Here is a 20,953-nt window from a genome sequence, read left to right on the forward strand (position 1 = left end):
CAAGCTATCGCTCATAGTCAATCGTCCTCCCTTTCGAATTTGTCCGCGAGTTCTTCGTCCGGCCAATTGTCCTCGGATTCCTCCGTATTCCTTACGCCCGAGCTTCCGTAGCCACCTTCGCCTCTATCCGACTCATCCAACGTATCAACTTCGACGAACGTTGCGGAAGCAACCGGCGCGAGGATGGCTTGGGCTATGCGTTCTCCTTTGCGGATATGGTACGAACAATCTACCTCGTCATCCTTCGCCATCCTAGAGCTTATTCCGTCCGTATATAGCACGATATCTTCCGTCGTAGGGAAATCGTGATCCTGCGCCACATTATCCATAATCACGCCGACCTCTCCCTTAAAGCCAAAATCCACCGTACCTGGCGCGTTTGCTACGCGAAGTTTCGTCCTCGCAGAAATGCCGGAACGCGGCCGGATTTGCCATTCGTAACCCGCCGGAAGCTCGACGGATATCCCCGTTTTAATGACGGCGGTATCTCCAGGTTCAATCACCGTATCTTCTACCGCGTACAAGTCCGCGCCGGCGTCGCCTTCGTGGGCGTACGTTGGGATGATGGCGTCCGGGTGTAACTTGCGTATTTTGACGCGTTGCTTGCTCGGCGGGTTTAATAGCGCGCGTGCCTCCGCCAACCTTAACGAATAGTCATCGTCCATTTTCGGAGAGCCTAAGTCCATGTCCGCTAAAAAGCGCGCTAATGCTTCGGCAGATTTCGTTTGTCGTCCGCTCATTTAATCGTCTCCTTTCCGTTCGTTCCATTTCATCGCTAATACCCGGGCATTGTCCGTCGTAATATGAAGGAACGTGCTCGGCTGGAATGCGCACTTTCTATTCGCGCATTCAATGACCGGCTCATCTAACGTCCACCTCATCGCGGGAGGTTTTCCGCAGAACGGACACGGCTTTAATGCCGGAATAGTCATCGTACGTCCTCCCCGTGTTCCCACAACACGCCGTCTGCCGCGAAGTAAAATCCGTTGCGTTCCGCGATTTCCTCGACCTCCGCAAAGTCCGGTTCCTCCGGGGAAGATAGATACCGGAGGAGGTTGGCGAAGTCTTGGCGGGAAAGGTTGGTCTTTCGTACGTTTGTTTGCGTCATATTATCGTCTCCTTTTCGTTAAAATCGTCCTCACATACGCGCTTGATTCGGTGGCCGTGGATGTCCGGCTCATCTAGCGTAATCTGATACGGGTAAACTTCACTCGGAATATAGTCGGTGATTTCCGCCCAGCCTTCGAATAAGAACGTTGATACGTAAACTCTTTTCGCCCCTCCGCTCACCACTCGAGCAAGTCCGCCTTCGTCGCTAGTTCACCTCGGAAGTTGTGCGTTAATCCGACGACCTTTGCGTACGGCTCATTTCGGAAATGTTCGAGGTAAGGAACGAAGCCACTCTTCGCCGGATTCGGAAGGTCGCATTGTTTGTCGTGTCCGATCATAATAACCTTCGTCGATGAATGTACGCGGGTTAAAACCTTCTTCAAGTCTCCGCGCGTAAAATTCGCAGCTTCGTCGATTACCAACGTCGAGTCCTTGATATTCGACCCGCGCATGAATACGTGCGACTTCGCCGTAATCCACGTCTGCCGGTTGATGAGCTCCGGATTTTCTTCGCGGTAAATTGAAAATCGCGGATCTTCGCCTATTTCCGAAAGCGCATCGTACAATGGCGTCAGATACTTCGACTCCTTCTCCTCGAGCGAGCCGGGCGTTGCGCCGAGCTTTTGCTCCTCGACCGGGCTGAACGTGTATACTAACGGCTTTCCGAGGATTTTCGCCGCGCCGATGGCGAGCGTCGTTTTTCCGCTGCCCGCACCGGCGTTGACGATCGTAAGTTGATTATCGAAAATGGAATCGACGTAAATCCGTTGCTCGTCCGTCAGGTTGAGTCCGTAAAACAATTCGGCTGATTCCGGAAGTCCCATTCTATTCCGCCTCCTTTATATTTGCGTGCCTTTCGTCTTTCTACGTGTTATAGGCGTAAAACGCGAGAATCGTGCCGGTTATAGTCCGCATTTTTACCGAACCGGACATACGCCACCTTCGCAGCCGTCAGCGCCTTCTAAGTCCGAACCTTCTCCCGTTTCGTACCGCTCGAGGGCAGCCGGATCGAAGTCGGTCATCTTCGCCTTCATTTCGTCGTATTGTTCCTTCGTTATTTTCTCGTAAGGTGCGAGCTCGTAAGAACCTCCGTCCAATTGGAGGAATGATACACCTACGAAGTCGTCCCAATTATCGTACACAACGTCCTCAACTACACCCCATTCATCCGGCCGGACGGTAATCGTATTAGACGAGTTGTGCTCCGTATAATTACGTTGGAATGTAAAGTAGGTATCAAGTTGTTCCGCAGCAGGCACGTCGTCTTTCGTTCTTTCAGCGCCGGATTTAATCGGAAAGTCGATGACGAGCGTACGAGCGTTTGCAAGGCGTTCTTCGTTCGTTTCGCCTGGCGTACCTACTTCCGCATTTATCGTCCAACCTAAGTCCTTCGCGGCCTCGGTTAACGGATCATTCGCGCTGATTCGGATTCGGCGGATGTAGTACGGTGAATGCGAGTAATGCAATCCGCTCGATACGCCGCCTGCTACTTGCGAAATAGTACCCTCCGGCTTTACCGTTGTTACGAGTAACGGCGCATTCACGCGGAGTTCTTTCGCGTAGTCGTCGGCTGCTTTGCGCGCTTCGTATCCGAGCATATCGACGAGCGTTTTTTCGTAATCTATGGCGGTGAGTGAATCCGGAATATCGATTAAAGCGAGCGCATCTTTTACGCCAGTTAACGATGTTCCGAGTAGGCGGTCGCGTTGCTGTACTTCGTTCCAATGCGGAATTTCGAGGTCAACGAGGGTCATCCGTAAACCTGCACGTGCAGAATGGCGTTGAGCTTCCATAAGACCTTCCATATCCAATTGCCCGTCCTTTACGAATTCAACGAGGTTTACCGTCGTTAAGTTACATACGCCGTAAGAGTCAAGTAATATCTCGAAACATGGGTTTACACCTTCCGCGTTCGGTCGTCGTCTTTTCGCTTCCGCCGCATTTCCTAGTCCGGGTTCACCTTCCGCCTGCATTAATTCAAATACGAGATTCAACGTCTGCTTGCTCGGCTTATCTTCGAACCATACCGAATTGTTCGACATTCTCCGGTGGTGCAACGGCCTTGCGTTCGGATCCATCGTAGGCAGCTCGGCCAGTTTATTCGCTAACGCGTTTAACCCCGCCTTTTCTACGAGTCCGACGACCTTTTCGTGCTGCTCGACGTTCCATATTCCGTTAATTCCGTACTTTGCGAACATAGACTCGTAGTCGTCCGCGTCGAACAGAAATATCTCGGCCGTTCTTCGTACACCCCCAACGACCACGTTATTTCCGATTAAGTTTCCGATATCCAGGATATGAACCGGACGTAGTTTAACCTTACCTTCGCCCACCTTTTCCAACGGATCGAGCGAAGAATCAATTTCATTCCGGATTACCTTCGCGATTCCTTCGAACATTTCTTTCAACGGCTCATATCCGCTGGCAGTTCCGCCGAACGTATGCAGCCTCGCACCTTTCGGACGGATGTAGTCGTAGAAAATTCCGATTTCCTCGATTCCTTCGTACTCTGACTCGGTGTGCAAACGGAAGAATGTCCGGAGCGCCTCGACCCAACCTTCCTTCGAGTCTCCTACGTGAATGACCGCCTTTTTGCCTTCGTTAATTACGAATAGGTTCGTAGTGTCCTCTTTGACTAGCGGGTAGCGCTGCGTATATTCTTCGTGGATTACGTCGATGTCGTTACGAATAGGCGGAAGTTCTTGCGCGAATTGCTTCGTACATTTAAATCCGACGCCGGTGCCTACGAGGAGCAAGTAGAACAAGTCGCCTAAGTCTTCGTAGCTTCGGATGTTCGTATAGCTGCAGTTAAAATTAGAGAGCGGATATTTGTCGGCCACGCTTCCGTCTGCACCGCCCACCCAAAGTGTACGCCCCGATAGGAACTGGCGGAGGTTGAACATGTTATCGAAAAACTCCTCGGCCTCTTTGCGGAATCCATCGTAATCCACCGCATAGCCGATCTTTTCCGTATGCTTTACGCCGAGTTCTACGTTATATTCCGTCGCCCGCTTGACCGTCTCTTTCCACGTTTCTCTCCGACCTTTCTCCGGAAGGTAACGGGAGTAAGTCCGGTAGTATACGAATTTACCTAGTTCGTTCATATGCTCGGGAAAGTCCGCGTATTGCCCGAGAAATTCCTCCGTTAGTAGCTTCGATTCCATTTGCGTCATTTAATCGTCTCCTTTTCGGTTATAACTTGAAAAACTTTTCCGGAAATCCTCGTTTTCTTGGACGGATTTTCTCCGCTAAAATAGCAAACGCATTTAACACCATTATCACGACGTTAACGCCTGGTATTACGGTAAAAAGTATATCTATCGAGGTCGGCGTAATATTTTTAAATATGTGCGTGTGCATCCACCGTACCTGCCGCCAATTTATATACGCAGGCAGCACGTAAAACACCGCGATCAAAACGGTAATCGTCAGAAACTCGCTCATTCGTCGCCCTCCTCTCCGCCAAACTTTTCGAGCAACGCCCGCGATTCCGCAACCCCGCGTTCTGTCTCCGCGAGCTCCGCCTTAAGCGCCTGTACGCGTTCCTTTGCCGCCAAAAGATCGTACTCCAACTCGCCGCGCCTCCGTTCCTGGTGGCGTTCGATTTGCCGGAGTTGGGCGAGGAAGGTTGCGGAAAATTCGTTGTTTAATCGGGGCATGCGTTATTCCTCCTGTCCGATGATATCGTCGACTCTTCTTACTTCCTCGGCAACGTAGAAAATACGATATCCTTCTCCGCGTAATGTTTCGATCGCCTCATCCGGATTGCCGACAAGAAATGTTTTTCCGTCCGAGAATTCGAAACCTTCCTCTTTACCTGCGATTAAAAATAGTAAGTTTTTCATTTAACCATCCTCCTTATTCTTCTCGTAAAGACGTACGCTAATTGCGCCGAATACGTACGTTAATACCATCACCGTTAACATCTCCGGAATATAATCGACGAGTATCATTCGTCCTCCCTTTCCGTTTCGCGTACGACATCTACGCCGTCTACCTTCGTAAACGCCAGCGCCATTAATCCGCAAGCCGCCGCATTCAGCGCATAACTCACGAATATGACGAAGCCAGGTTGCGGATAGCCGACGGTTAAGCAGACGATCGCCGTGAGCCAAATGACGGACATGAGTATGAAGGTGTTGCGTAGTATTCCGGCCATCAAATCCGCCCCTTTCGGATGTCTTCGATAATTTCGTTCATCCCCTCGTTAAAATCCGACTTGAAGTCCGCGATGATGTCGGCTTTTTCGTCCTCGGTTACGTCGATTTGGCGTAAGGTTTCTCGCATTTCTTCGGCGATTTCCTTCGCCCCTTTTGCGCAATTTGCTCGCGTAGCTGACGCCATTGATAGTCCGATAATCCGATCGTAGTTCATTTCTTATCCGCCTCTCTAATGATTTCATCGTAACTCTTTAACGTGTATCCTTTCGGCTTGTGGTAAACCGTTTCTCCATCCATTTCAATTTTTACGTCGAGGTCTGTACCGAAATCTAAACTCTCCTCATTCTTTTTGGATGTTACTTTTGTAGCTAAATCTAGCATTAGTAACAAGAATCGTCCGACTCCATAATGGACTGCAAAATTCACGACTACGATGATTAAAGTAGGAAGTTGGAAGAAAGGGTTTCCGTCTACAAGAAAAGCCACCAGTTTAATTAACGTCATAACCCCTGCAAGCATTACCGCCAAATTATGGTTGAAATTTTTCGTCATTTAATCGACCTCCTTAGTGAATTCAATAAAAATTATCTCGGAAGGCGCTATATTTAATCGACCGTTAATTGTCTCAAGTGAAGAGGATTTAAAACTTTCTGACTGAAAACGTTTATACGTTTTATGGTCAATCTGCGTTTTATGAACGTATCTTTCCGTACCAATCAGCGCGTAGTATTTATACACTTATTCGTCCTCCTTAGCTTTGTACGAAAGTAAGAACATCATCGCCCGCTTACTGATATATCCGCCATGGATAAGCGCTACGTAATTATCCGCAGTCCTGCGTTTCTTGAACGTTAAATGTGCGATTGTATTAAAGAATCGGTATATGCGGTATTTCATCCGATCGCCTCCTTCTAATTCTCCGAACTAACTTTGCGGAATTCCTTCCAAGTAACCTTCGCGTATCAACCACGCCAATCCAATCGCAGCCGCGTCGCTTTCATCGTCGTAAGCAAATTCCCCGCTAAAGCCCGTAAGCTCCCGAACAGCCGCCTCAACCTCCGCCTTTTCTGCGCGCCCTTTTCCGACGACGAGCTTTTTTACGGATTGCTGCGGAATAGGCTTCGCGGTGTCTGCGAGTGAAAAATCGAACATTGCCCGATCTATTCCGGCGTGGGCGGTGAATATCGAGTGGTTGCCGAATTTGCCGGAATATTTTTCGCGGAGGATTACGGAATACGGTCGAGACGGCGTTTGGTTGTCCGCGATGAATAAGTGCGCCCAAGCCTCGATCGTTTTGCCGCGAACGGCGTACGGCTGTTTGGCGTCGGTGCGGACGTGAGAAAGGGCAATTATCTTCGCCGTGCCGTTCTTGTATTCGAGGACTGCGGCGCCCGGACGCGAAAGCGAGATATCGAACGTGAGTATACGGATAGTCGGCGCCTTAGTTTCCGGCATTGCTTGAGTCCCTTCCGAGTATTAAGGCGGACATTGTGTGGTCCGATTGTTGGTATTGAATTTCGCAAATAATCCCCTTTGACTGGAGACTATCTACATATTCCGTTAAATCCGCATGGAATTTATCAGGATCAGATTGCGTAATGTGTCCGATAGTTTTTATCATCACTCCGCCTCCTCACGTAATTGTTCGATCTGCTCAACCGCGTCAACTATCTGCGCCTTTTTGAAGCCGGGCATGTTCGACTTAAGTGCCGCCTTTTTCTTACGTTGTAACTCCGCTAGTTCATCGTCGGAAAGAGACGTCGCGCACGCCTGCTTGAAGTTGTTGAACGTCCAATTGTCGAGGTCTAACGGTAATGGGTCGTTCGCGTCAATCGACGTCTGCACCTTCGTAAAGTAGTCGAATAGCTCGCGTTTATCAGCCTCCGTAATATTCACGCCAAACGCCCGGATGTCCGGATTCTTTGCGTAGGTGTCATCGTCGTAAACCCACGTCTTTTTCGCGGCGTTGACGTATAGGATGATGAATTTTGACACGTTATACATTTCCGCATAAGCTACGCATTGTTTGACGTGCTTCTCCTCCGGTTGGCGCATCGAATAATGGGACGTCTTAGCTGCGGAGGTCTGCTTCGACTTTATCTCGAGGCCGACGCGTAAAAGCTCGCCTGTTTCCGGATCGGCGTACTCGAGGATTCCGTCGCATGTTCCGTATAGATAGAAGGATTTGCCGTTATGCTCGACGCGGTGATTCTTTTTGGCGAAGTCCTCAAATTGCGGAAATCCTTCCGGCGTCCGTTCAAACTTAAACGGCGTCGGCTTTCCGCGCTTCTTTTCGTAGTTTCTCTCCATTGCGAGTATATCCCGCTGAATCACGCTGCCGATTGCCGTCCCGATCGCCGCCCATCGCGTTTGGTGCGGCTGCTTATCGAAATTGTCCTTCTTCGCGCGCTTGGCTTTCATATAAAGCATACGCGGACAGGCGTTGGCGCTCGACGGAGAAAAGTACGGGCGTTTCGGAAATAGCTTCGGGGCGTTCGCGTACCACCGGTTAATCTGCGTGTCGAGTTCGTTGTCCCAGACTTCGCTAAGCGCGTGAAAGTCGTCGAGGTAATCAAGGAATACGTCCGCAATTTCTTGGGCTTTACTGTTATTAATTTCATCAATTCCAGTTTGAAGTGTGTTTACAGCTGATTCTTCTTCTCGTTTTTTATTCGTCAATTAATCGTCTCCTTTTATCTCGTTTTTGAACGCGAACTCTCCGTACAACTCTTCTGCTTTCTGGTTATAGGCGCTTGCTGCTTCTTCTCTGTTTTCAAAACAACCTATAATAATCTCTTTTCCGTTTTTATATATTCTCGACCGCCATTTCTGACCACATCGGCTGACTCCTTTGTAACCAGATGTGTTGTTTGTTTTAACTCCGGTGTTGAACATGTTTTTACTTCTGTCTGTAAATCTGAGGTTTTTCTTTCGGTTATCTAACCCGCTCCTGTTTACGTGGTCTACTTCTGTGTTTTCCTTGGCTTTCATAATCTCTCGGTGCATATAAACTTTTTTATACTGTCTGTATCCTACCTTCTTCCGTCTGCAAACGTATCCGCACCCAGTGTCCTCGAAGTACCAGCTATTTTCGTTTAACCAATCAAAATCCTCATCGTCCACTAAGGTAAACTTTCCTTTAGTTAACGGTAGTCTTTTTGTCATTGAACCACTCCTCTATGCTTATACCTACGCCCCATCTACGGTAGAACTCGAGGTCTGTGGCGTTCGGTATATTGCCGAAAATGTACGTATTTACCATGACGTCCTCGAACTCTTTTACGTCCTGCCTCGTAATAGTCTCCGGAACTAGGACTAATGCCTCATCATGGACAACGCAGTAAAGACGCCATTCTCCGTTACCTTCCGCAGTTTTCCGGTCACATAACGATTGAAGCTCGTTCATCGTCACCTTCGTCTGAATCGCCGCGGAGCCTTGTACTCGGGCGTTGGTTGATTGCGTAAATACGGCGGAGTAATGTCCGTTTGCGCTCCGATCCTTTGCGTCAGGCAGGCGGCGTTTCCGTTGATTACGATCCATCCATACGTAGCCGTGCTTTTTTACGTACTTCTGATTTTCCTCGACCCATTGCTTAACGACAGGGAAACGTTCGAAAAAGTTATCGAGGAATTTTTGCGCCTCTTTCTTGTCGATTCCGATAGCGTCCTTAAGCATGTTTGGCCCTCCGCCGTAAGCTACCGCAAGCATGATTACCTTCGCCTGACTTCGATAGGTTGTTCCGTCTCCGCACTCCTCGATCGGTTTCTCGAATACTTCCGAGGCGATGGACGCGTAAAGGTCGTGGCCTTTTTCGTAATTTTCGACTAGCTTCGGGTCTTGCGAGAAGTACGCTAGACAACGGTATTCTTGTTGCGACCAATCTCCGCCGAGTATTACGTAACCTTTTGGCGCCGTGAATAGTTTACGTGCTTTCTTAGGTTGATTTTGAAGATTGACACCTGATCCTCCGGAAGAAAAGCGCCCTGTCTTGGCGCCGTTCTGATTAAAGTTTGTATATAACTTACCGGTACGCTCATCGACTAACTCAGGAAGCGCGTTTATATACGTTGAGTAAAGTTTGAAGTTATCTTTATAGTCGAGTAGTTTAGCTATTACGGAATGTTTTTTCTTTAACGGCTTAAGGACTTTCTTAGCGTCCGTTGATTCGAGTGTTTCGCCCGTTGCCGCCTCTAGCGCAGGTTTAAGTTGAGCCGGAGAGTTGAGGTTAATGTCGCCTAACTCGTCAATCAACTCCGCGTATAACCGATCAATCTCCGCTTTGATTTCCGCCCCGTATTCCTTCGCGTATTCCAGGTCGATGTCGAATCCGGTCATTTCCATTTGCGCCACCGTATGAATTAGCGGAACTTCGACGGAGGTGTAATATTCGAGAATATCCGGAAACCTCGCTAAATGCTCCCGTTGGAAGTCTCGTAGTTTCCTAGTTACGTCACCGTCTTTCGCCGCATATGCAAGCGCCACTTGTAAATCGTCCACTTCGTCAAATCCCGTATTTTTTCCGAAAAGCTCATCGTACTTTTCCGATTGTATATCGAGGTATTTCGTAACCAACGGCTTAAGCGCAAAGGACGGCTCATTCTCGTTAAGCATCCGCATAGCTTCCTGCGTATCCCACGTTAAACCTCGTAAATCAACGCCGTCTCGGTCGAGCATGTGTATATCGTACTTGGCATTGTGGGCGAGCTTCCCTAGCGATGGATTCTCGTAATACGGCTTAAGCGTTTTAACCACGTACTCATTATCGAGCTGCGGATGATCCGTTTTGTGCTTCGTAGGAATGTACGCATGAATGTCCGCCTGTATAGCCGTGATTACGTGGCCGACTATTCTATCGCGCCATACGTTAACACCCGTCGTTTCTACGTCGAATACGATTTCTTTTTCGTCGTCCAATATATGAGTTAGTTCGGTCAGGCTCGCTTCGTCCGTAACTAGCCAGTAGTTGTCCGGAACTGATTCCGCCATATCACGCAGGCGTTCTTCGCGTTTTTGTTCGGCCAGGTACTTGTATAAACGGAGTGCTTCGGCAGCCGAGAACTTCCCTTTCGCGCCATCCTCACGCCCGAGCTCTCCGGAAAACATCGCCTGCTTCACCGCGTCCATTTTCGCCTGGTTGTTCGCGTAAGACTTCGATCGCATAATTCTGCCCCACGCCTCTTCCAACGGCTCCGCGTTAGCTTCCTGCGCGTCAGCCTGCCGTTTTCGGGCGTCGGCTACTTTCGCTTCCGCCTCGTTATTTTCCGTCTGCTCGCCCGCTAAGTTCAACCGTAATTGCATATTCCCGCGCCACCTCCTTCCGTTCCTTTGGCGTTGTTAATACGTTAGTTATCGAGGCGATTTTCTACGAATACGACCGGAACACACCAGCTCGGCTCTCCGTGATATCCGTCGAAGTGGAAATCTCCGTCCGACATAACCTCGCCTACAATTGCGGTATCTCCTTCGCCGTATTCAGATCCGGTTGACTCCGTAAATCTAACGACATCCCCTTCGCGATATTCGTCGACCTTGCGTCCGGCGTCCGTGAATATCTTTTCGCGTCGGTGCTCCGCCGCTTTCCGTTTAGCTTCCGCGACTTCTTCGTCGGTTGCTGGCGTTAAGTCTCCGGCGTGGAACAACTCGTCTTCGCTATCGTCCAGGAGGTAGCATCGGAAATCATACGCCCTCCCGGCATTTTTCGTGACTTTGACGATATCTCCTTTTCGTAACTTTTCCGTTTCTTCCGTAATAACCTTCGCATAATCTCCGGGTTTCAACTCCGGCTGCCTATCCTTTCCCACGATAACCTCGTATTCCTTGAAGTCGATGAATTCCGGCTGTTCCGCTACGTGTACGTCATTTCTTGCGCAAGCATGCGTCTCTGTTACGGTTAATACATCGCCGTCTTCATGCGTCTGACCGTCGATCCGATCAGCTTTCGTAATCAGAATACGTTCGCCCACTTTCGCCGGACGTTTCTCCGTTTTGTATTCCGATTGCTCAAACTCGAACCCCATTTCGCGCAACTCCTCGACTGATCCTTCGATTGTAATTCCGTCCTGCGTAATTTTCGCCATCTATAAATCGCTCCTTTTTCGTTTAATTTTCGCCCGCAACCGCCTTGTTAAAGTCCTCTCCCGCGCAAGTTATGCCGCAAGCCCAGGCGCCTGACTCCGCAAGCACCCACGCCTCATGCCCGCTCAATATCTCGTCGCCGCAATTTACGCAAGTTGTGTACGTGGGCAACGCCGGAGGGTCGGTCGGCAGGCGGCGGGAGAACCGGTCTAGACTCACGCGCTCACTTCCGTTGTAATACCGATCTTTTCGCGTAAGGAAGCCCGGTCGAGTCCGATTGGTAGCTCCGTCCACTTTTCCGTAGCTTCGTACGTTTTGCTCCAATACTCCGCTTGGCTCGGATTGCTATTTTCGATGAGGAAAATACGCGGTGTTTCGCCATCGTCGACCAGCACTCCGATGTAATAATCCGAGGCGTTGTCGACCCCATACGCCTTTCCTTGTCCGTTCCGCGCATAAAGCACGTACCAGTCTCCGCCTTTATCGCGGCGTTTGAGCGTTTTAACCTGGAATTTCTTATTAACGCCCGTTGCCGGATCATTGGCGGAAAGGTCGTAATATTCGTGCGTTTCCGGCTCCGATACGCCTTCCCAACCTCCGGCAATTAGCGCTGATTTTGCGATTAGCTGCGAGTAAATTCCGATTTTCTCCGTGTAGTATGCGATAATGATCTTCCCCTCTCCATGATTAAGCGAATTGCCAATCGTCTAGTGTTGCTCCTGATTCCGTTACCTCTTGTTCGCCGATTTCCATACATTCTTTGAGAGACGGAGATTCTACGAGAAAATGTCCGTTCTTTTCTCCATTACTCCAATAAAATTTAACGCGTACCATATTACTTCGCCCCTTTCCGTTTAACTCCGTAACCCCCGTAATATTCCGCGTAATTCTTCGGCTCCATTCCGTAATGGTACCTCGGTTGGAATGGCTCGCCGGCCTCGCGCGCTTCTTCGCGGCGTTGTCGGCGGGATTTCGTGAATATTTTGCGCATGTTATTCGTCCTCCTATTTCGGATAAGTTTCGTCAGTCGTACGGAATTGTCCGGAGGAGTATCCGATTAAAAAGGATATTCCTCCGTGTCATCCGCACCTTCGCCAACTTCCTCGTTACTGCCCGTATTGTCGTCCGGGTCGTCGCCTTGTTTATCGGGTAGCACGTCTTTATTCACGTGGTCAGGGTGAGCATCACGCAAGATTTCGATGATGTCCGATTCTTCACGGAAGTTTGCGAGTTCTTCATAGTCGATGTCCTCGTCCATGAACGGCTTTGCTTCCTCGATAACCTTGTCGTCTAGGTCGCCCATTTCGATCATGAACGTTTTGTCGTCCTTTTTAATCGTGAATGCGTCGCCGATTAACGAGTATTCTTTGTTGAATTTCTTTGCGGATTTCTCGATAGAATCGTAACCTTTAAGGATGTTCATTACGTGAAACTCTTTCGTGTCAATTACGCGCCACGTTTTATACTCGGGGTCATATACCGGAATCATAAAGTAGAGAACACGTTTAGCTTCGGCTGCGTCCGAAATACATACCTTTGGATTCGGTTTCTCGTACTTAGCGAATAACTGCTCGGCTTCTTCGACCGTTTCCGGTGCTTTACGTGGTGAATTAAGGCACGTATGTTTTTTGATGTAAAGCTCAAACGGTGAGAAATTCGATTTTTCGTGTACGTAATAAAAGAACCACAAATCAGGGTCGCGTAGCATTACAAACGTTTTTCCTTCCGGGCCTAGCTCGCTGCCTTGTCCGCCTAGTCTTACGTATCTCGTAACGCCGTCCGGCAAATCCCCGTTAATTCCTCCGTTTGCTGCCTGATCGCGCTTTTCCTCACGTTTTTTCAAGTTGTCGCGTAGTCCCATTCAATCGTCTCCTTTTCGTTGTTTTATTTGTTGGGTAATGAAATCTAGCGTTAGTAAATCGGAGAAGGTACGGAATTATCTCCCGTAATCACTTCGTATTCACTAACGACCTCTTCATCCGACATTTTTGCAATCATACCCACCGGATAATTGGCGTTCAATAGAAACGCGCGCAAATTCTTTACGTTCTCCATTCAATCGTCCCCTTTCGGCTTTCGCCTGCGTTTAATTTTCGGAGGATGCTTCCGGCAAGGTTGCGACCCTAGCGCCGGAAGGCTTACGTCACTCCCGAGAAGCCTCCGCCCTACTTTCCTACGCTCACGAGGTACGATTTACGCGTGCCGGCGTCGCGACCTCGGCGAATATGTTGCGTAGGCGTCCGGGCTAGCCCCGAACCTTCAGGCGAAGACCTCTCGGGAATGGGCGGGGTAATCCCCGCCGGTTATTCCGTTTTATAAAACCCGCGCAACCCGTTCGCTTATAGCACTCTAGCGAACCCCCGCGCTCTTACGACGTGCTCCCGCTGAGCCTCCGTCTTTTCTTCGGGCAAATCGGACAACCGCGCTTCCAACGCTTTTATCCGCGCCTGTACTACGATTTTTCTTTCCGGATTTCGTACGCGTTTAAGCTGCGCCTTTCGGTCGGCTAATTCCCGCTCTATTTTCGCCCGTAGGACGTTGAGCTGCCGGAGTGTGCGGTTTTGTGTGCGCTCGCTTGCTACGATTTGATGGCGGGCGAATTGGCGTACAAGCTCGCGTGGTTTACCGGTCTCTTGCTGAGGATATACGCTAACAATCCGATCAACTTCCGGGTCGAGTATCAGCGTAATTTTATCTCGGGTAAACATGCGTAGCTTTCTGCCGTCTTCCTGCGTAATCCACGTAACAAATTCCGCATTCGCCATTTGTTTCCGGAACCATTTTTCCGCGTTGTTCGGAGCCACTTTAAACCGTTCTTGTGCGCGTTGTCGGGCGTGCTTGGTTACGGTTAAGTTGCCGGGGTTTATCGTCGTGCCTACTCCGTTCATCCGACCCGCACCGCCTTTATAGAAAATCCGTAATAATCTGCCGGATCTTCGTCCTCGGCTAGTGCGCCGTTGTAGACAACCTCCGGGAACTTTTGCGTTAGCTCGTTGCGTTCGAATTCCGCCTCTAGTTGCGTTAAAGACTCCGTTAAACCTTCGTTCAAATTTCGGTTCATTTTAACTCCGCCTTTCCGGCTCGCGGTCGCCTCTTACGCCCGTTCACAGTACGTGGAGAATAGCCGCTTGGAACAGGACTAACGTAATAGCCGCGAGCCATAGAATAATTTTATCGTTCAAATTTTCCGTCTTAATATCGAAATAGTTTGATAATAATCGTATGATTTGCATGTTACCTCCGCCTTTCCGAACGGGTGTTCCTGTTGTCCGGTTTACTGGTTTAGCGTAAAATATAAACGTAGAACAAGCTAGGCACTCGTATTTCAGCCGCACAGATAATCGCGGTATGAGTCGCCGAATTGACTGCTATCGTAATTTTTAGCGAGGTTGCGTAGCTTGCGCTTGATTCTACTGCGCTCAACCTTTACGACCTCCGCGATTGCCGTCGCGTTGAAGTCGCGTTTATAGGTTGTGTCGCTCAAGATTTCTCTTACTATTAACGCGGTGGAGGAATCTGCATTTCGTACGAGGGAGTCTAGCAGTTGCCGCTGCTCGGCTTCCTTTTTTATTACGTAATTTTCCGGTGGTGCTTCGGGTTCTGCATCCGTATGTTGCTGGTGGATCCGGTCGAACGTTGCCGCGTCCGATTCGTCATCATTTCCGTATAGTAACGTTTCCTTATCACGTCGTTTCTTCGTCTTTCCAGCGATGCGTTTTCGTCCGTTTACGAGTATGACCGAGAAGTACGGTTCGAAATCGCCTTTCTCCGGTTCGTACGACGCGATTGCTTCGAGGAGCTTATCGTCCTGTAACGCGGTTATTTCGAGCTCGTCCACGTTGAACGATCGGGCGAGTTGGTACTCCTTGCCGAAGTACTTTTCCGAGATAGTCTGATAGATTTCGTTGAAGTCCGAATCGCTTCGGCTCTCCTTGTACCTCATAACTAACTCATTTAATTGTTTGTGTTTACTCACGTTCATTCCCCTTTCTGTTCTCTTAAAGTGTTATAGGGTGAGTTTGGAATAAGTGTGCTAGATTGTGTAAATTCTTTTTTTGTAATTTTAAATTCACCCGTGAGTGAACTGTTGAATCTACTATATCAGACGTTTTCTAAAATAAAGGGGTGCTTTAACGTTTTCTCAAAATAAATTTTCCTTAAATTTCATACGTTGGAAAAAATGAGTAAAAAAAAAGCCCCGACCGGTTAAGTCAGGGTTCGACCGTACTTATTTAGTTTTAAATCAACCGCCACCGCCACCGCGCCCAGGATCCTCCTGCCCTGCGATTGTAACTTCACCTGATGTGACTTGCTTCCCTTGTTCTAAAGTAGACCCTGCGTAAGCACTCAGGATCACTGCGATTGATAAGAATGTAATTGTTAGTAAGCTTTTCATTTTTAACATCTCCTCTAATTTTGGTTAAGTAGGCTTTTAACGGCCTCTTTAAATTGTTCGTGTTTCAGCAACTCTCTGTACGGAAGTTGCGCGTAAAACATTTCGTTTAACTCTATAAATTTCCCTAGAGCTTTAAAGTGAATCATAGGGTCATTTTTAGCCACCCCTTCGTAGTAAATTCTGAAAGGTGTTTCCTCTAATTCATCTAACATTTCTAGGGCTTTATCTGTCTCACCTCTTTTCGCCGCCATAAAAGCAAGTTCGGACTCTTGCGTTGTTCCGTTACCCTCCGTTAAATTAAGACCCCAGTAAGTTTGGATAAAACGCTTAGTTCCACCCTCCCGTATATCCGCTACTTCTTGGCAACCTATTTTCCGAAGGATTTTTATGCTTTTACTCATGTATTTTAGGGACTTATTCGCGTCCTCGAATATATATGAAGTCCCTATAATGTTATAGGAATCCGCTACAAACTTTGTGCCAATTTTACTAGAAATAACTTGCTTCGCATAAGATCTTGCAGTTTTTGGATCATTTCTAGAAAAAAGACTATCTATAGACCTAAGCTCTAATACCCTTATATTCAAACTTGATTTAAAATAACTATCAGGAACCTCGGCCAGTTTTTCCTCGATCGTTTCGATTAAACGGGTAACTATTGATGATTCATATATATTATGATGGACGTTAGCTTCGATTATATCAAGCAACACTTTTAATTCGACGTCTTTAATTTCATGAGATAAAATATAAATCCTTTGCAAAATGCTTTTGTAACTATCTGTCATCAGTTGAAAATTAATGATTAACCTATAAACTTTGCACCAATCTAATAATTTATTTTCTCTCTCGCACCGATTTATAAGACTTTCTATCTCATCAAAACACCTGTTTGTTGAAAGGTATTCTAGGGAATACTTTATATTTTGGGAATTCCTTGACTCAGCACAAAATAATTTTACGAAATGTTCATCTCCATCAAACAGGGAATCCTTAGCATTCATTACAGTTGGAAATTTTAGTTCTCTTCTATAATCTATGTAATTCGTGATAGTCCCACCGCTACACCCAATTAACTCAGCAGCGTATTTTTGAGTATAGCCTAACGTTTGTAAATGGTTTCCGAAAAAATCTCGAGCGCTAGTCATGTTTTTCCTCCTTTTGTTGATTTATCGACCGGATTAGGTTATAGTTAAATTGTAAACGATATGTTTACTATTGTAAATACTTAATTTCCCGGGAGGAATATTTTATGCAGGAATTCTCGATCGATTATTCTCCATTAATGCAAACCATGTACAGAAAGGGTGTTAATCTTAGTGACTTACGCGAAGAATTGCAGATAAGTTCCAAGACAACAGCTAAATTTAAGAAAAAAGAACCTATTAGTTTATTGGTAATTGGGAGGATTTGCGCATATTTAAACGTGAGCATAGAAAAAGTTGTTAATTTTGAGTTTCACGAATAGGGCATTTTATGTATAATGTAATTTGTAGTTAGATAAATTTTCCTATAGAAGAAAGCGAAGGAAATAGAAACATAATAAGGGAGAATTAAATATGGCGGTAAAATTCGGAAGATGCCGCCTTCGCGAAATATTGGCCGCAAACAACATGCGCCAGTATCAACTCGCCGAAAACTCCTCGAAATCCCAATCGGAAATAAGCGACTATATATCGTCCAGGAAACATCTATCGTACTTAACCGCGGTGGAGTTTGCGCAAATAATCGGTTGCCACGCCGAAGATTTTTACGATTGGGAATGGGAGTAGGATTCGGAAGTTGCGCGAGGGTTGCCCGGGGCTTCTACGCCCCTTGCCGCCATATACTTCACTTATGAGTGAAGCGTAATATTCCGCCCTGCACCGTTCATTATATGTCATAATCGCCTCATATTCGAGGTATTTTCCGCTATTTTCCTTCGTCAATTTGCGACAATTCTGTCGACGACCCCCGTAAACCACCGCTCATACTCCGAATGTTTTTAGGGGAAAACTGCGCCTTTCTACGCGCTTTAACTCCGCCAACCCTACGCCATCTACCCACGCCTCGTTCGCGTCCTTGTAGGGCGCAGGAATTCGTACGTCAGCCACCTGCGCATATCCACGCAAACCCTCCGCCAACTGTTCCCGTAACTTCTCGCCCGCCGCGTCATTGTCGGTGCACAGCACGTATCTCTCCGCCGGTGCTTTCCGTAACAACGCGAGCTGCCGATCGCTCACCGTTGAGCTTCCGACCGCAATCGCGGCAACACCCGCCGACATCCAGGAGAGCGCGTCGATCTCTGCCTCCGTTATAACAACCTCCGAAAGCTCCCGTTGATATACGATATGCAGTCCGAAGACTACGTTCCGGATAGGCTCCGCGCCTTTTACATACCAGAATCGTTTGTCGTCGCCTGTGCTCCGATATTTAGCGTTAGCAAGCGAATCATCAACGTGCCTCCACGGCAGAATAACCGCCTGCTTCTCCCCGTCATATCCTACGCCTAAATAGCGCTGGACTTTCGGCGTGATTCCTCGGTTGGCCAAGTACGCGGATGACTCCGGCGTAAAAAACTCGGGCAAAACCGCCTTTTCACGTACGACCTTCATCCGCAATTGCGGGAGTTTTAATTCCGTTTCCTCCCCGCCGAACTCAAACGGAAGATATTGCGCGAGGAGGTAATCGGCCGTTTCTTCGTACGACTCACCGCGCAAGTACGCGAGTAACTGCACGAAGCCACCTTTCGCATACTCCGGATCATCTGCGCCTCGGTCGCCCCAAGTGCCTGCGGATTCCCCGTCGAGGTTTACGTAGAAGGACGGTAAATGATCGGGACGGAACGGCGATTGTGCGCGGAGTTGGTCGTCCGCCCATTGTGCGCGGCCCCATTCGTAGTTTTCGAGTTCTGTGCGGATATCGACGTCAACTTGGCGGCCGGCTACGTTAATTGTCGGCATGTTTAACCCTCCTTAAAATCTGCAGTAAACTCCTTACATAGTAGTCCTTTATATCATGATTTCTAATCTGTTTATCTATATGCGCATTTCCTGTACGGTTTCCAATAACCAACCCTCTTGCGTATCTCCAAGGGTGCTCCTCTTTAACAATATTCTCGATCTTTCTGTGATTCATATGTCCATATAACTTCCACACAAGTTTCAATATATCTTTTGTTCTTTCGTCAGGGAATTTTCTAACTTCACTGGACGTTAATGGTTTCTGTATGCTGTCAAACCCATAACTTCTATAGTAGTCGAATAACTCTTTGCAATATGGCCCGTGTATTGCTGCGTAAAATTTTTCTTTTACCAAAGGTTTGTCAGTTACAGCTAAATGATAAGCATGTGCGTAGAATACGAGCTTTTGCATTTTTAGATTACTAATACGTTTTTGCGAGTCTGACATATCGAGGAAAATTTGAGAAACCTCCACAGCGCTTAGTATATTGATCCCTCCCTAGAAAAGTTTAGATATTTCTTTTTTGTAAGAATGTACAATTTCTCCGTTTTTCCACTCCTTTACGAAAAGACAACTTACCCCGTAATCAGTAGGCGAAAGTTCTCTTACCTTACCTATATCGTTTGTTTCGTAAACTGTTTTTCTGACATTTCCGACTTCAATTTCTATACTATACATTTAATATTCCTCCTAATTTAAACAAAAATATAAACAAAGAAAGCAAACCCGGAACATATACCTGAAAACATCCCCATAGCACATCTTGTCAGTCCTTCCGACCCCTCTGTTTCATCGTACTTATTTGCTCCCTTAATACATACCCACCAAAAGAAGATTGAAAGTAACAGAAACACCATCCTAACCTCTCCCTTAAAATACCTTCGTAAACTGATCGGCTGCCAACGCTCCCATTTCGATTTCCTTAATCACGCCAACCTGCGGCAAATACGTAATCTCGTTAAACTCGCCCTCACCTCCGTCTCTTCCTTTATTAATGCCGACTAAGCCTCGCCCTTCACGGTAATTCGTATCAATCGCGATGAGTAACCGCCCGTACTGCATGAGTGCCTTCGTCTTCGATACGTCCTTACGCTTCGGTAAATCGAGCTCGCGGTTTCCGTCGTCGTCCGTCTGCTCGTCCGTTTCGTCCGCCTGAGTGATCGCAAATATAACCGTCTTCGTTTTACCGGCCAACCTACGTAGATACTTTGTCGTATTCGCTGCGTCGCCTCCTGCGGTCTTAGACGTATTCTTCTCGTAATCTAAGTCGTAAAAAGGGTCGATAACCACGACGTCGACATCGTTCTTTATGATTTCCGACTCCAACTGGCGCATGTCTTTACGGTGAAAGTCCTCGTCATCAACTCCCCTTACGACGATATTACCGGCAAGCGTTTCGTTAATCGAGTCGATAAAGTCGAAGAATGCCCGCTCGAAGTCCTCGGTAAGCGAGCCTTGCGAAATTCCTTGCGTCTCAAATCCTGCGTCGAAATTAACGCCGTTGAATTCCGTCTTCATAATCGACTGATCGGCGGAGTAGTACGAGAACAGGCGCACCATGACCTCGAACCACCCCATTTCCATCGACCATATAAGCACGTTAGCGCCCTGCTCCGCCATATATAACGCTTCTTTCGTCGTAATGGCGGACTTCCCACGCCCTGACTTTCCGTAAGGTACGTAGACGTTTCCTGAGATATATCCGCCGCCTACGTTATTGATTACGGAGAAATTCGATTTCCATATCGTAAAGGAGTCGCCAGCCTTACGAGCGAGATATTCGTCCTTCACCTTCTGCGTGTCCCGTTTGATGTCCGTTCCCTCTTTATCCCGAACGCTTGTTCCCATTTTAATATCTTCGAGCTTCGATTGCAAGTACTCAACTAACTCCGTACCTTTACGCTGATTGAGGATATCGTTCGCTTCTTCGCTGCCTGTTAAGCGCATAACCTCGCGGATCGCCGTCTCTTCTTTCGCATATTTGGCGTAATGCCGGAAGGAGTCTACGCAACCTTCGCGGTAGTTGAAGTCCGGATTATTTTCGATGGTTGTGCGCAACGACGGCGCCTGACCTCCGTTTTCATGCGCGTATTCCTGGATGAATTCGAGGGCTTTCCGCTCGCCTTCCGTCGGGGCATCGTTTGAGGTGAGCGCGTGTTCCGTGATGGGTCTTGCAGACCCGGCGTCGATTACTTTCGATAGAAACTTCTCGAAGTGTTGCGCCATTTAGTTTCCTCCTTCGTCGTTAATTTGTTCAGCCTCGCTTCC

General features: G+C 47.9%; 37 protein-coding genes. 2 read left to right on the plus strand and 35 right to left on the minus strand.

The genetic code is table 11. The features are described 5' to 3' along the window. Positions 1-17: 17 nt before the first annotated feature. From HOP45_RS11420 to HOP45_RS11565, 31 genes are all read right to left on the minus strand, one after another. Positions 18-641: a dUTP diphosphatase gene (locus HOP45_RS11420; RefSeq protein WP_370458012.1), complete on the minus strand. Its 624-nt coding sequence runs from the start codon at positions 639-641 to the stop codon at positions 18-20. 99 nt (positions 642-740) lie between these two features. After that, positions 741-932 carry a Lar family restriction alleviation protein gene (locus HOP45_RS11425; protein ID WP_181349415.1) on the minus strand — a complete coding sequence of 64 codons (192 nt, stop codon included), beginning with the start codon at positions 930-932 and terminating at the stop codon, positions 741-743. Beyond that, on the minus strand, positions 929-1,108 hold the full coding sequence (locus HOP45_RS11430) for a hypothetical protein (RefSeq protein WP_181349416.1): 180 nt from the start codon (positions 1,106-1,108) through the stop codon (positions 929-931). The genes HOP45_RS11425 and HOP45_RS11430 overlap by 4 nt, the downstream gene beginning before the upstream one ends. Further along, complete coding sequence (locus tag HOP45_RS11435; protein ID WP_181349417.1) at positions 1,105-1,293, minus strand: hypothetical protein; 189 nt, start codon at positions 1,291-1,293, stop codon at positions 1,105-1,107. Before HOP45_RS11435 ends, HOP45_RS11430 begins: the two co-directional genes overlap by 4 nt. Continuing rightward, on the minus strand, positions 1,287-1,934 hold the full coding sequence (locus HOP45_RS11440) for a PhoH family protein (RefSeq protein WP_181349418.1): 648 nt from the start codon (positions 1,932-1,934) through the stop codon (positions 1,287-1,289). The genes HOP45_RS11435 and HOP45_RS11440 overlap by 7 nt, the downstream gene beginning before the upstream one ends. A 93-nt stretch (positions 1,935-2,027) precedes the next feature. Further along, on the minus strand, positions 2,028-4,283 hold the full coding sequence (gene nrdJ / locus HOP45_RS11445; RefSeq protein ID WP_181349419.1) for a ribonucleoside-triphosphate reductase, adenosylcobalamin-dependent: 2,256 nt from the start codon (positions 4,281-4,283) through the stop codon (positions 2,028-2,030). Between the two features lie 19 nt (positions 4,284-4,302). Beyond that, a complete protein-coding gene (locus tag HOP45_RS11450) occupies positions 4,303-4,554 on the minus strand; it encodes a hypothetical protein (protein ID WP_181349420.1) in 252 nt (83 codons plus the stop codon). Further along, positions 4,551-4,769, minus strand: a complete 219-nt coding sequence (locus tag HOP45_RS11455) for a hypothetical protein (protein WP_181349421.1) — start codon at positions 4,767-4,769, stop codon at positions 4,551-4,553. Before HOP45_RS11455 ends, HOP45_RS11450 begins: the two co-directional genes overlap by 4 nt. Positions 4,770-4,772: 3 nt before the next feature. Continuing rightward, positions 4,773-4,955 carry a hypothetical protein gene (locus tag HOP45_RS11460; RefSeq protein ID WP_181349422.1) on the minus strand — a complete coding sequence of 61 codons (183 nt, stop codon included), beginning with the start codon at positions 4,953-4,955 and terminating at the stop codon, positions 4,773-4,775. Between the two features lie 104 nt (positions 4,956-5,059). After that, positions 5,060-5,269 (minus strand): hypothetical protein, encoded by a 210-nt coding sequence (locus HOP45_RS11465; RefSeq protein WP_181349423.1) that lies wholly within the window; start codon positions 5,267-5,269, stop codon positions 5,060-5,062. Continuing rightward, positions 5,269-5,484 carry a hypothetical protein gene (locus HOP45_RS11470; RefSeq protein WP_181349424.1) on the minus strand — a complete coding sequence of 72 codons (216 nt, stop codon included), beginning with the start codon at positions 5,482-5,484 and terminating at the stop codon, positions 5,269-5,271. The genes HOP45_RS11465 and HOP45_RS11470 overlap by 1 nt, the downstream gene beginning before the upstream one ends. Continuing rightward, positions 5,481-5,822, minus strand: a complete 342-nt coding sequence (locus HOP45_RS11475; protein WP_181349425.1) for a hypothetical protein — start codon at positions 5,820-5,822, stop codon at positions 5,481-5,483. The genes HOP45_RS11470 and HOP45_RS11475 overlap by 4 nt, the downstream gene beginning before the upstream one ends. Continuing rightward, positions 5,823-6,008 (minus strand): hypothetical protein, encoded by a 186-nt coding sequence (locus HOP45_RS11480; protein WP_181349426.1) that lies wholly within the window; start codon positions 6,006-6,008, stop codon positions 5,823-5,825. Further along, complete coding sequence (locus HOP45_RS11485) at positions 6,009-6,167, minus strand: hypothetical protein (protein WP_181349427.1); 159 nt, start codon at positions 6,165-6,167, stop codon at positions 6,009-6,011. 27 nt (positions 6,168-6,194) lie between these two features. Further along, entirely contained in the window at positions 6,195-6,725 is a 531-nt protein-coding gene (locus HOP45_RS11490) for a crossover junction endodeoxyribonuclease RuvC (RefSeq protein ID WP_181349428.1), read from the minus strand. After that, positions 6,712-6,891, minus strand: a complete 180-nt coding sequence (locus HOP45_RS11495; protein ID WP_181349429.1) for a hypothetical protein — start codon at positions 6,889-6,891, stop codon at positions 6,712-6,714. The genes HOP45_RS11490 and HOP45_RS11495 overlap by 14 nt, the downstream gene beginning before the upstream one ends. Next, entirely contained in the window at positions 6,891-7,949 is a 1,059-nt protein-coding gene (locus HOP45_RS11500) for a hypothetical protein (protein WP_181349430.1), read from the minus strand. Before HOP45_RS11500 ends, HOP45_RS11495 begins: the two co-directional genes overlap by 1 nt. Beyond that, entirely contained in the window at positions 7,950-8,435 is a 486-nt protein-coding gene (locus HOP45_RS11505) for an AP2/ERF family transcription factor (RefSeq protein WP_181349431.1), read from the minus strand. After that, positions 8,410-10,569, minus strand: a complete 2,160-nt coding sequence (locus HOP45_RS11510) for a DNA polymerase (protein ID WP_181349432.1) — start codon at positions 10,567-10,569, stop codon at positions 8,410-8,412. Before HOP45_RS11510 ends, HOP45_RS11505 begins: the two co-directional genes overlap by 26 nt. Positions 10,570-10,613: 44 nt before the next feature. Further along, positions 10,614-11,348 carry a hypothetical protein gene (locus HOP45_RS11515; protein WP_181349433.1) on the minus strand — a complete coding sequence of 245 codons (735 nt, stop codon included), beginning with the start codon at positions 11,346-11,348 and terminating at the stop codon, positions 10,614-10,616. A gap of 213 nt (positions 11,349-11,561) precedes the next feature. After that, the gene (locus HOP45_RS11520; RefSeq protein ID WP_181349434.1) at positions 11,562-11,810 is read right to left on the minus strand and encodes a hypothetical protein; all 249 of its coding nucleotides are present in this window, start codon (positions 11,808-11,810) and stop codon (positions 11,562-11,564) included. 223 nt (positions 11,811-12,033) lie between these two features. Beyond that, positions 12,034-12,180 carry a hypothetical protein gene (locus HOP45_RS11525; protein ID WP_181349435.1) on the minus strand — a complete coding sequence of 49 codons (147 nt, stop codon included), beginning with the start codon at positions 12,178-12,180 and terminating at the stop codon, positions 12,034-12,036. Between the two features lies 1 nt (position 12,181). Next, positions 12,182-12,337, minus strand: coding sequence for a hypothetical protein (locus HOP45_RS11530; protein WP_181349436.1), 156 nt, complete (start codon positions 12,335-12,337; stop codon positions 12,182-12,184). A gap of 66 nt (positions 12,338-12,403) precedes the next feature. Next, positions 12,404-13,207 carry a single-stranded DNA-binding protein gene (locus HOP45_RS11535; RefSeq protein ID WP_181349437.1) on the minus strand — a complete coding sequence of 268 codons (804 nt, stop codon included), beginning with the start codon at positions 13,205-13,207 and terminating at the stop codon, positions 12,404-12,406. 50 nt (positions 13,208-13,257) lie between these two features. Next, on the minus strand, positions 13,258-13,401 hold the full coding sequence (locus HOP45_RS11540) for a hypothetical protein (RefSeq protein ID WP_181349438.1): 144 nt from the start codon (positions 13,399-13,401) through the stop codon (positions 13,258-13,260). A 284-nt stretch (positions 13,402-13,685) separates the two neighbouring features. Continuing rightward, entirely contained in the window at positions 13,686-14,234 is a 549-nt protein-coding gene (locus tag HOP45_RS11545) for a hypothetical protein (RefSeq protein WP_181349439.1), read from the minus strand. After that, positions 14,231-14,407: a hypothetical protein gene (locus HOP45_RS11550; RefSeq protein ID WP_181349440.1), complete on the minus strand. Its 177-nt coding sequence runs from the start codon at positions 14,405-14,407 to the stop codon at positions 14,231-14,233. Before HOP45_RS11550 ends, HOP45_RS11545 begins: the two co-directional genes overlap by 4 nt. Positions 14,408-14,450: 43 nt before the next feature. Further along, positions 14,451-14,579 (minus strand): hypothetical protein, encoded by a 129-nt coding sequence (locus tag HOP45_RS20725; RefSeq protein WP_255437608.1) that lies wholly within the window; start codon positions 14,577-14,579, stop codon positions 14,451-14,453. Between the two features lie 92 nt (positions 14,580-14,671). After that, positions 14,672-15,322 (minus strand): hypothetical protein, encoded by a 651-nt coding sequence (locus HOP45_RS11555; RefSeq protein ID WP_181349441.1) that lies wholly within the window; start codon positions 15,320-15,322, stop codon positions 14,672-14,674. Between the two features lie 267 nt (positions 15,323-15,589). Next, positions 15,590-15,742: a hypothetical protein gene (locus HOP45_RS11560; protein ID WP_181349442.1), complete on the minus strand. Its 153-nt coding sequence runs from the start codon at positions 15,740-15,742 to the stop codon at positions 15,590-15,592. A 14-nt stretch (positions 15,743-15,756) separates the two neighbouring features. After that, positions 15,757-16,890: an AimR family lysis-lysogeny pheromone receptor gene (locus HOP45_RS11565; protein ID WP_181349443.1), complete on the minus strand. Its 1,134-nt coding sequence runs from the start codon at positions 16,888-16,890 to the stop codon at positions 15,757-15,759. A 146-nt stretch (positions 16,891-17,036) separates the two neighbouring features. Here HOP45_RS11565 and HOP45_RS11570 point away from each other — a divergent pair, with 146 nt between their 5' ends. Together HOP45_RS11570 and HOP45_RS21020 are read left to right on the plus strand one after the other, a co-directional pair. After that, positions 17,037-17,210, plus strand: a complete 174-nt coding sequence (locus HOP45_RS11570) for a helix-turn-helix domain-containing protein (RefSeq protein ID WP_255437620.1) — start codon at positions 17,037-17,039, stop codon at positions 17,208-17,210. 91 nt (positions 17,211-17,301) lie between these two features. Next, positions 17,302-17,514 carry a helix-turn-helix domain-containing protein gene (locus HOP45_RS21020; RefSeq protein ID WP_181349445.1) on the plus strand — a complete coding sequence of 71 codons (213 nt, stop codon included), beginning with the start codon at positions 17,302-17,304 and terminating at the stop codon, positions 17,512-17,514. A gap of 195 nt (positions 17,515-17,709) precedes the next feature. Here HOP45_RS21020 and HOP45_RS11580 read toward each other — a convergent pair whose 3' ends face one another. From HOP45_RS11580 to HOP45_RS11595, 4 genes are all read right to left on the minus strand, one after another. Further along, positions 17,710-18,684 (minus strand): toprim domain-containing protein, encoded by a 975-nt coding sequence (locus HOP45_RS11580; protein WP_181349446.1) that lies wholly within the window; start codon positions 18,682-18,684, stop codon positions 17,710-17,712. Further along, positions 18,671-19,096 (minus strand): Panacea domain-containing protein, encoded by a 426-nt coding sequence (locus HOP45_RS11585; RefSeq protein WP_181349447.1) that lies wholly within the window; start codon positions 19,094-19,096, stop codon positions 18,671-18,673. Before HOP45_RS11585 ends, HOP45_RS11580 begins: the two co-directional genes overlap by 14 nt. Before the next feature lie 87 nt (positions 19,097-19,183). Further along, a complete protein-coding gene (locus tag HOP45_RS11590; RefSeq protein ID WP_181349448.1) occupies positions 19,184-19,363 on the minus strand; it encodes a hypothetical protein in 180 nt (59 codons plus the stop codon). Between the two features lie 192 nt (positions 19,364-19,555). After that, positions 19,556-20,911: a DnaB-like helicase C-terminal domain-containing protein gene (locus tag HOP45_RS11595; RefSeq protein WP_181349449.1), complete on the minus strand. Its 1,356-nt coding sequence runs from the start codon at positions 20,909-20,911 to the stop codon at positions 19,556-19,558. Positions 20,912-20,953 lie beyond the last annotated feature (42 nt).

Origin of the sequence: Thalassobacillus sp. CUG 92003 (assembly GCF_013618635.1) — a bacterium.
Lineage (GTDB): Bacteria > Bacillota > Bacilli > Bacillales > Halobacillaceae > CUG-92003.

Bases quoted from the DNA above. Each gene is read 5' to 3' on its own strand.
- HOP45_RS11525 (WP_181349435.1), bottom strand. From the start codon at position 12,180: ATGGTACGCGTTAAATTTTATTGGAGTAATGGAGAAAAGAACGGACAT.
- HOP45_RS11560 (WP_181349442.1), bottom strand. From the start codon at position 15,742: ATGAAAAGCTTACTAACAATTACATTCTTATCAATCGCAGTGATCCTG.
- HOP45_RS21020 (WP_181349445.1), top strand. From the start codon at position 17,302: ATGGCGGTAAAATTCGGAAGATGCCGCCTTCGCGAAATATTGGCCGCA.
- HOP45_RS11585 (WP_181349447.1), bottom strand. From the start codon at position 19,096: ATGCAAAAGCTCGTATTCTACGCACATGCTTATCATTTAGCTGTAACT.
- nrdJ (WP_181349419.1), bottom strand. From the start codon at position 4,283: ATGACGCAAATGGAATCGAAGCTACTAACGGAGGAATTTCTCGGGCAA.
- HOP45_RS11485 (WP_181349427.1), bottom strand. From the start codon at position 6,167: ATGAAATACCGCATATACCGATTCTTTAATACAATCGCACATTTAACG.
- HOP45_RS11540 (WP_181349438.1), bottom strand. From the start codon at position 13,401: ATGGAGAACGTAAAGAATTTGCGCGCGTTTCTATTGAACGCCAATTAT.
- HOP45_RS11450 (WP_181349420.1), bottom strand. From the start codon at position 4,554: ATGAGCGAGTTTCTGACGATTACCGTTTTGATCGCGGTGTTTTACGTG.
- HOP45_RS11510 (WP_181349432.1), bottom strand. From the start codon at position 10,569: ATGCAATTACGGTTGAACTTAGCGGGCGAGCAGACGGAAAATAACGAG.
- HOP45_RS11595 (WP_181349449.1), bottom strand. From the start codon at position 20,911: ATGGCGCAACACTTCGAGAAGTTTCTATCGAAAGTAATCGACGCCGGG.
- HOP45_RS11590 (WP_181349448.1), bottom strand. From the start codon at position 19,363: ATGTATAGTATAGAAATTGAAGTCGGAAATGTCAGAAAAACAGTTTAC.
- HOP45_RS11535 (WP_181349437.1), bottom strand. From the start codon at position 13,207: ATGGGACTACGCGACAACTTGAAAAAACGTGAGGAAAAGCGCGATCAG.
- HOP45_RS11465 (WP_181349423.1), bottom strand. From the start codon at position 5,269: ATGGCCGGAATACTACGCAACACCTTCATACTCATGTCCGTCATTTGG.
- HOP45_RS11425 (WP_181349415.1), bottom strand. From the start codon at position 932: ATGACTATTCCGGCATTAAAGCCGTGTCCGTTCTGCGGAAAACCTCCC.
- HOP45_RS11495 (WP_181349429.1), bottom strand. From the start codon at position 6,891: ATGATAAAAACTATCGGACACATTACGCAATCTGATCCTGATAAATTC.
- HOP45_RS11475 (WP_181349425.1), bottom strand. From the start codon at position 5,822: ATGACGAAAAATTTCAACCATAATTTGGCGGTAATGCTTGCAGGGGTT.
- HOP45_RS11455 (WP_181349421.1), bottom strand. From the start codon at position 4,769: ATGCCCCGATTAAACAACGAATTTTCCGCAACCTTCCTCGCCCAACTC.
- HOP45_RS11515 (WP_181349433.1), bottom strand. From the start codon at position 11,348: ATGGCGAAAATTACGCAGGACGGAATTACAATCGAAGGATCAGTCGAG.
- HOP45_RS11430 (WP_181349416.1), bottom strand. From the start codon at position 1,108: ATGACGCAAACAAACGTACGAAAGACCAACCTTTCCCGCCAAGACTTC.
- HOP45_RS11530 (WP_181349436.1), bottom strand. From the start codon at position 12,337: ATGCGCAAAATATTCACGAAATCCCGCCGACAACGCCGCGAAGAAGCG.
- HOP45_RS11570 (WP_255437620.1), top strand. From the start codon at position 17,037: ATGTACAGAAAGGGTGTTAATCTTAGTGACTTACGCGAAGAATTGCAG.
- HOP45_RS11550 (WP_181349440.1), bottom strand. From the start codon at position 14,407: ATGAACCGAAATTTGAACGAAGGTTTAACGGAGTCTTTAACGCAACTA.
- HOP45_RS11580 (WP_181349446.1), bottom strand. From the start codon at position 18,684: ATGCCGACAATTAACGTAGCCGGCCGCCAAGTTGACGTCGATATCCGC.
- HOP45_RS11545 (WP_181349439.1), bottom strand. From the start codon at position 14,234: ATGAACGGAGTAGGCACGACGATAAACCCCGGCAACTTAACCGTAACC.
- HOP45_RS11490 (WP_181349428.1), bottom strand. From the start codon at position 6,725: ATGCCGGAAACTAAGGCGCCGACTATCCGTATACTCACGTTCGATATC.
- HOP45_RS11565 (WP_181349443.1), bottom strand. From the start codon at position 16,890: ATGACTAGCGCTCGAGATTTTTTCGGAAACCATTTACAAACGTTAGGC.
- HOP45_RS11505 (WP_181349431.1), bottom strand. From the start codon at position 8,435: ATGACAAAAAGACTACCGTTAACTAAAGGAAAGTTTACCTTAGTGGAC.
- HOP45_RS20725 (WP_255437608.1), bottom strand. From the start codon at position 14,579: ATGCAAATCATACGATTATTATCAAACTATTTCGATATTAAGACGGAA.
- HOP45_RS11470 (WP_181349424.1), bottom strand. From the start codon at position 5,484: ATGAACTACGATCGGATTATCGGACTATCAATGGCGTCAGCTACGCGA.
- HOP45_RS11440 (WP_181349418.1), bottom strand. From the start codon at position 1,934: ATGGGACTTCCGGAATCAGCCGAATTGTTTTACGGACTCAACCTGACG.
- HOP45_RS11460 (WP_181349422.1), bottom strand. From the start codon at position 4,955: ATGAAAAACTTACTATTTTTAATCGCAGGTAAAGAGGAAGGTTTCGAA.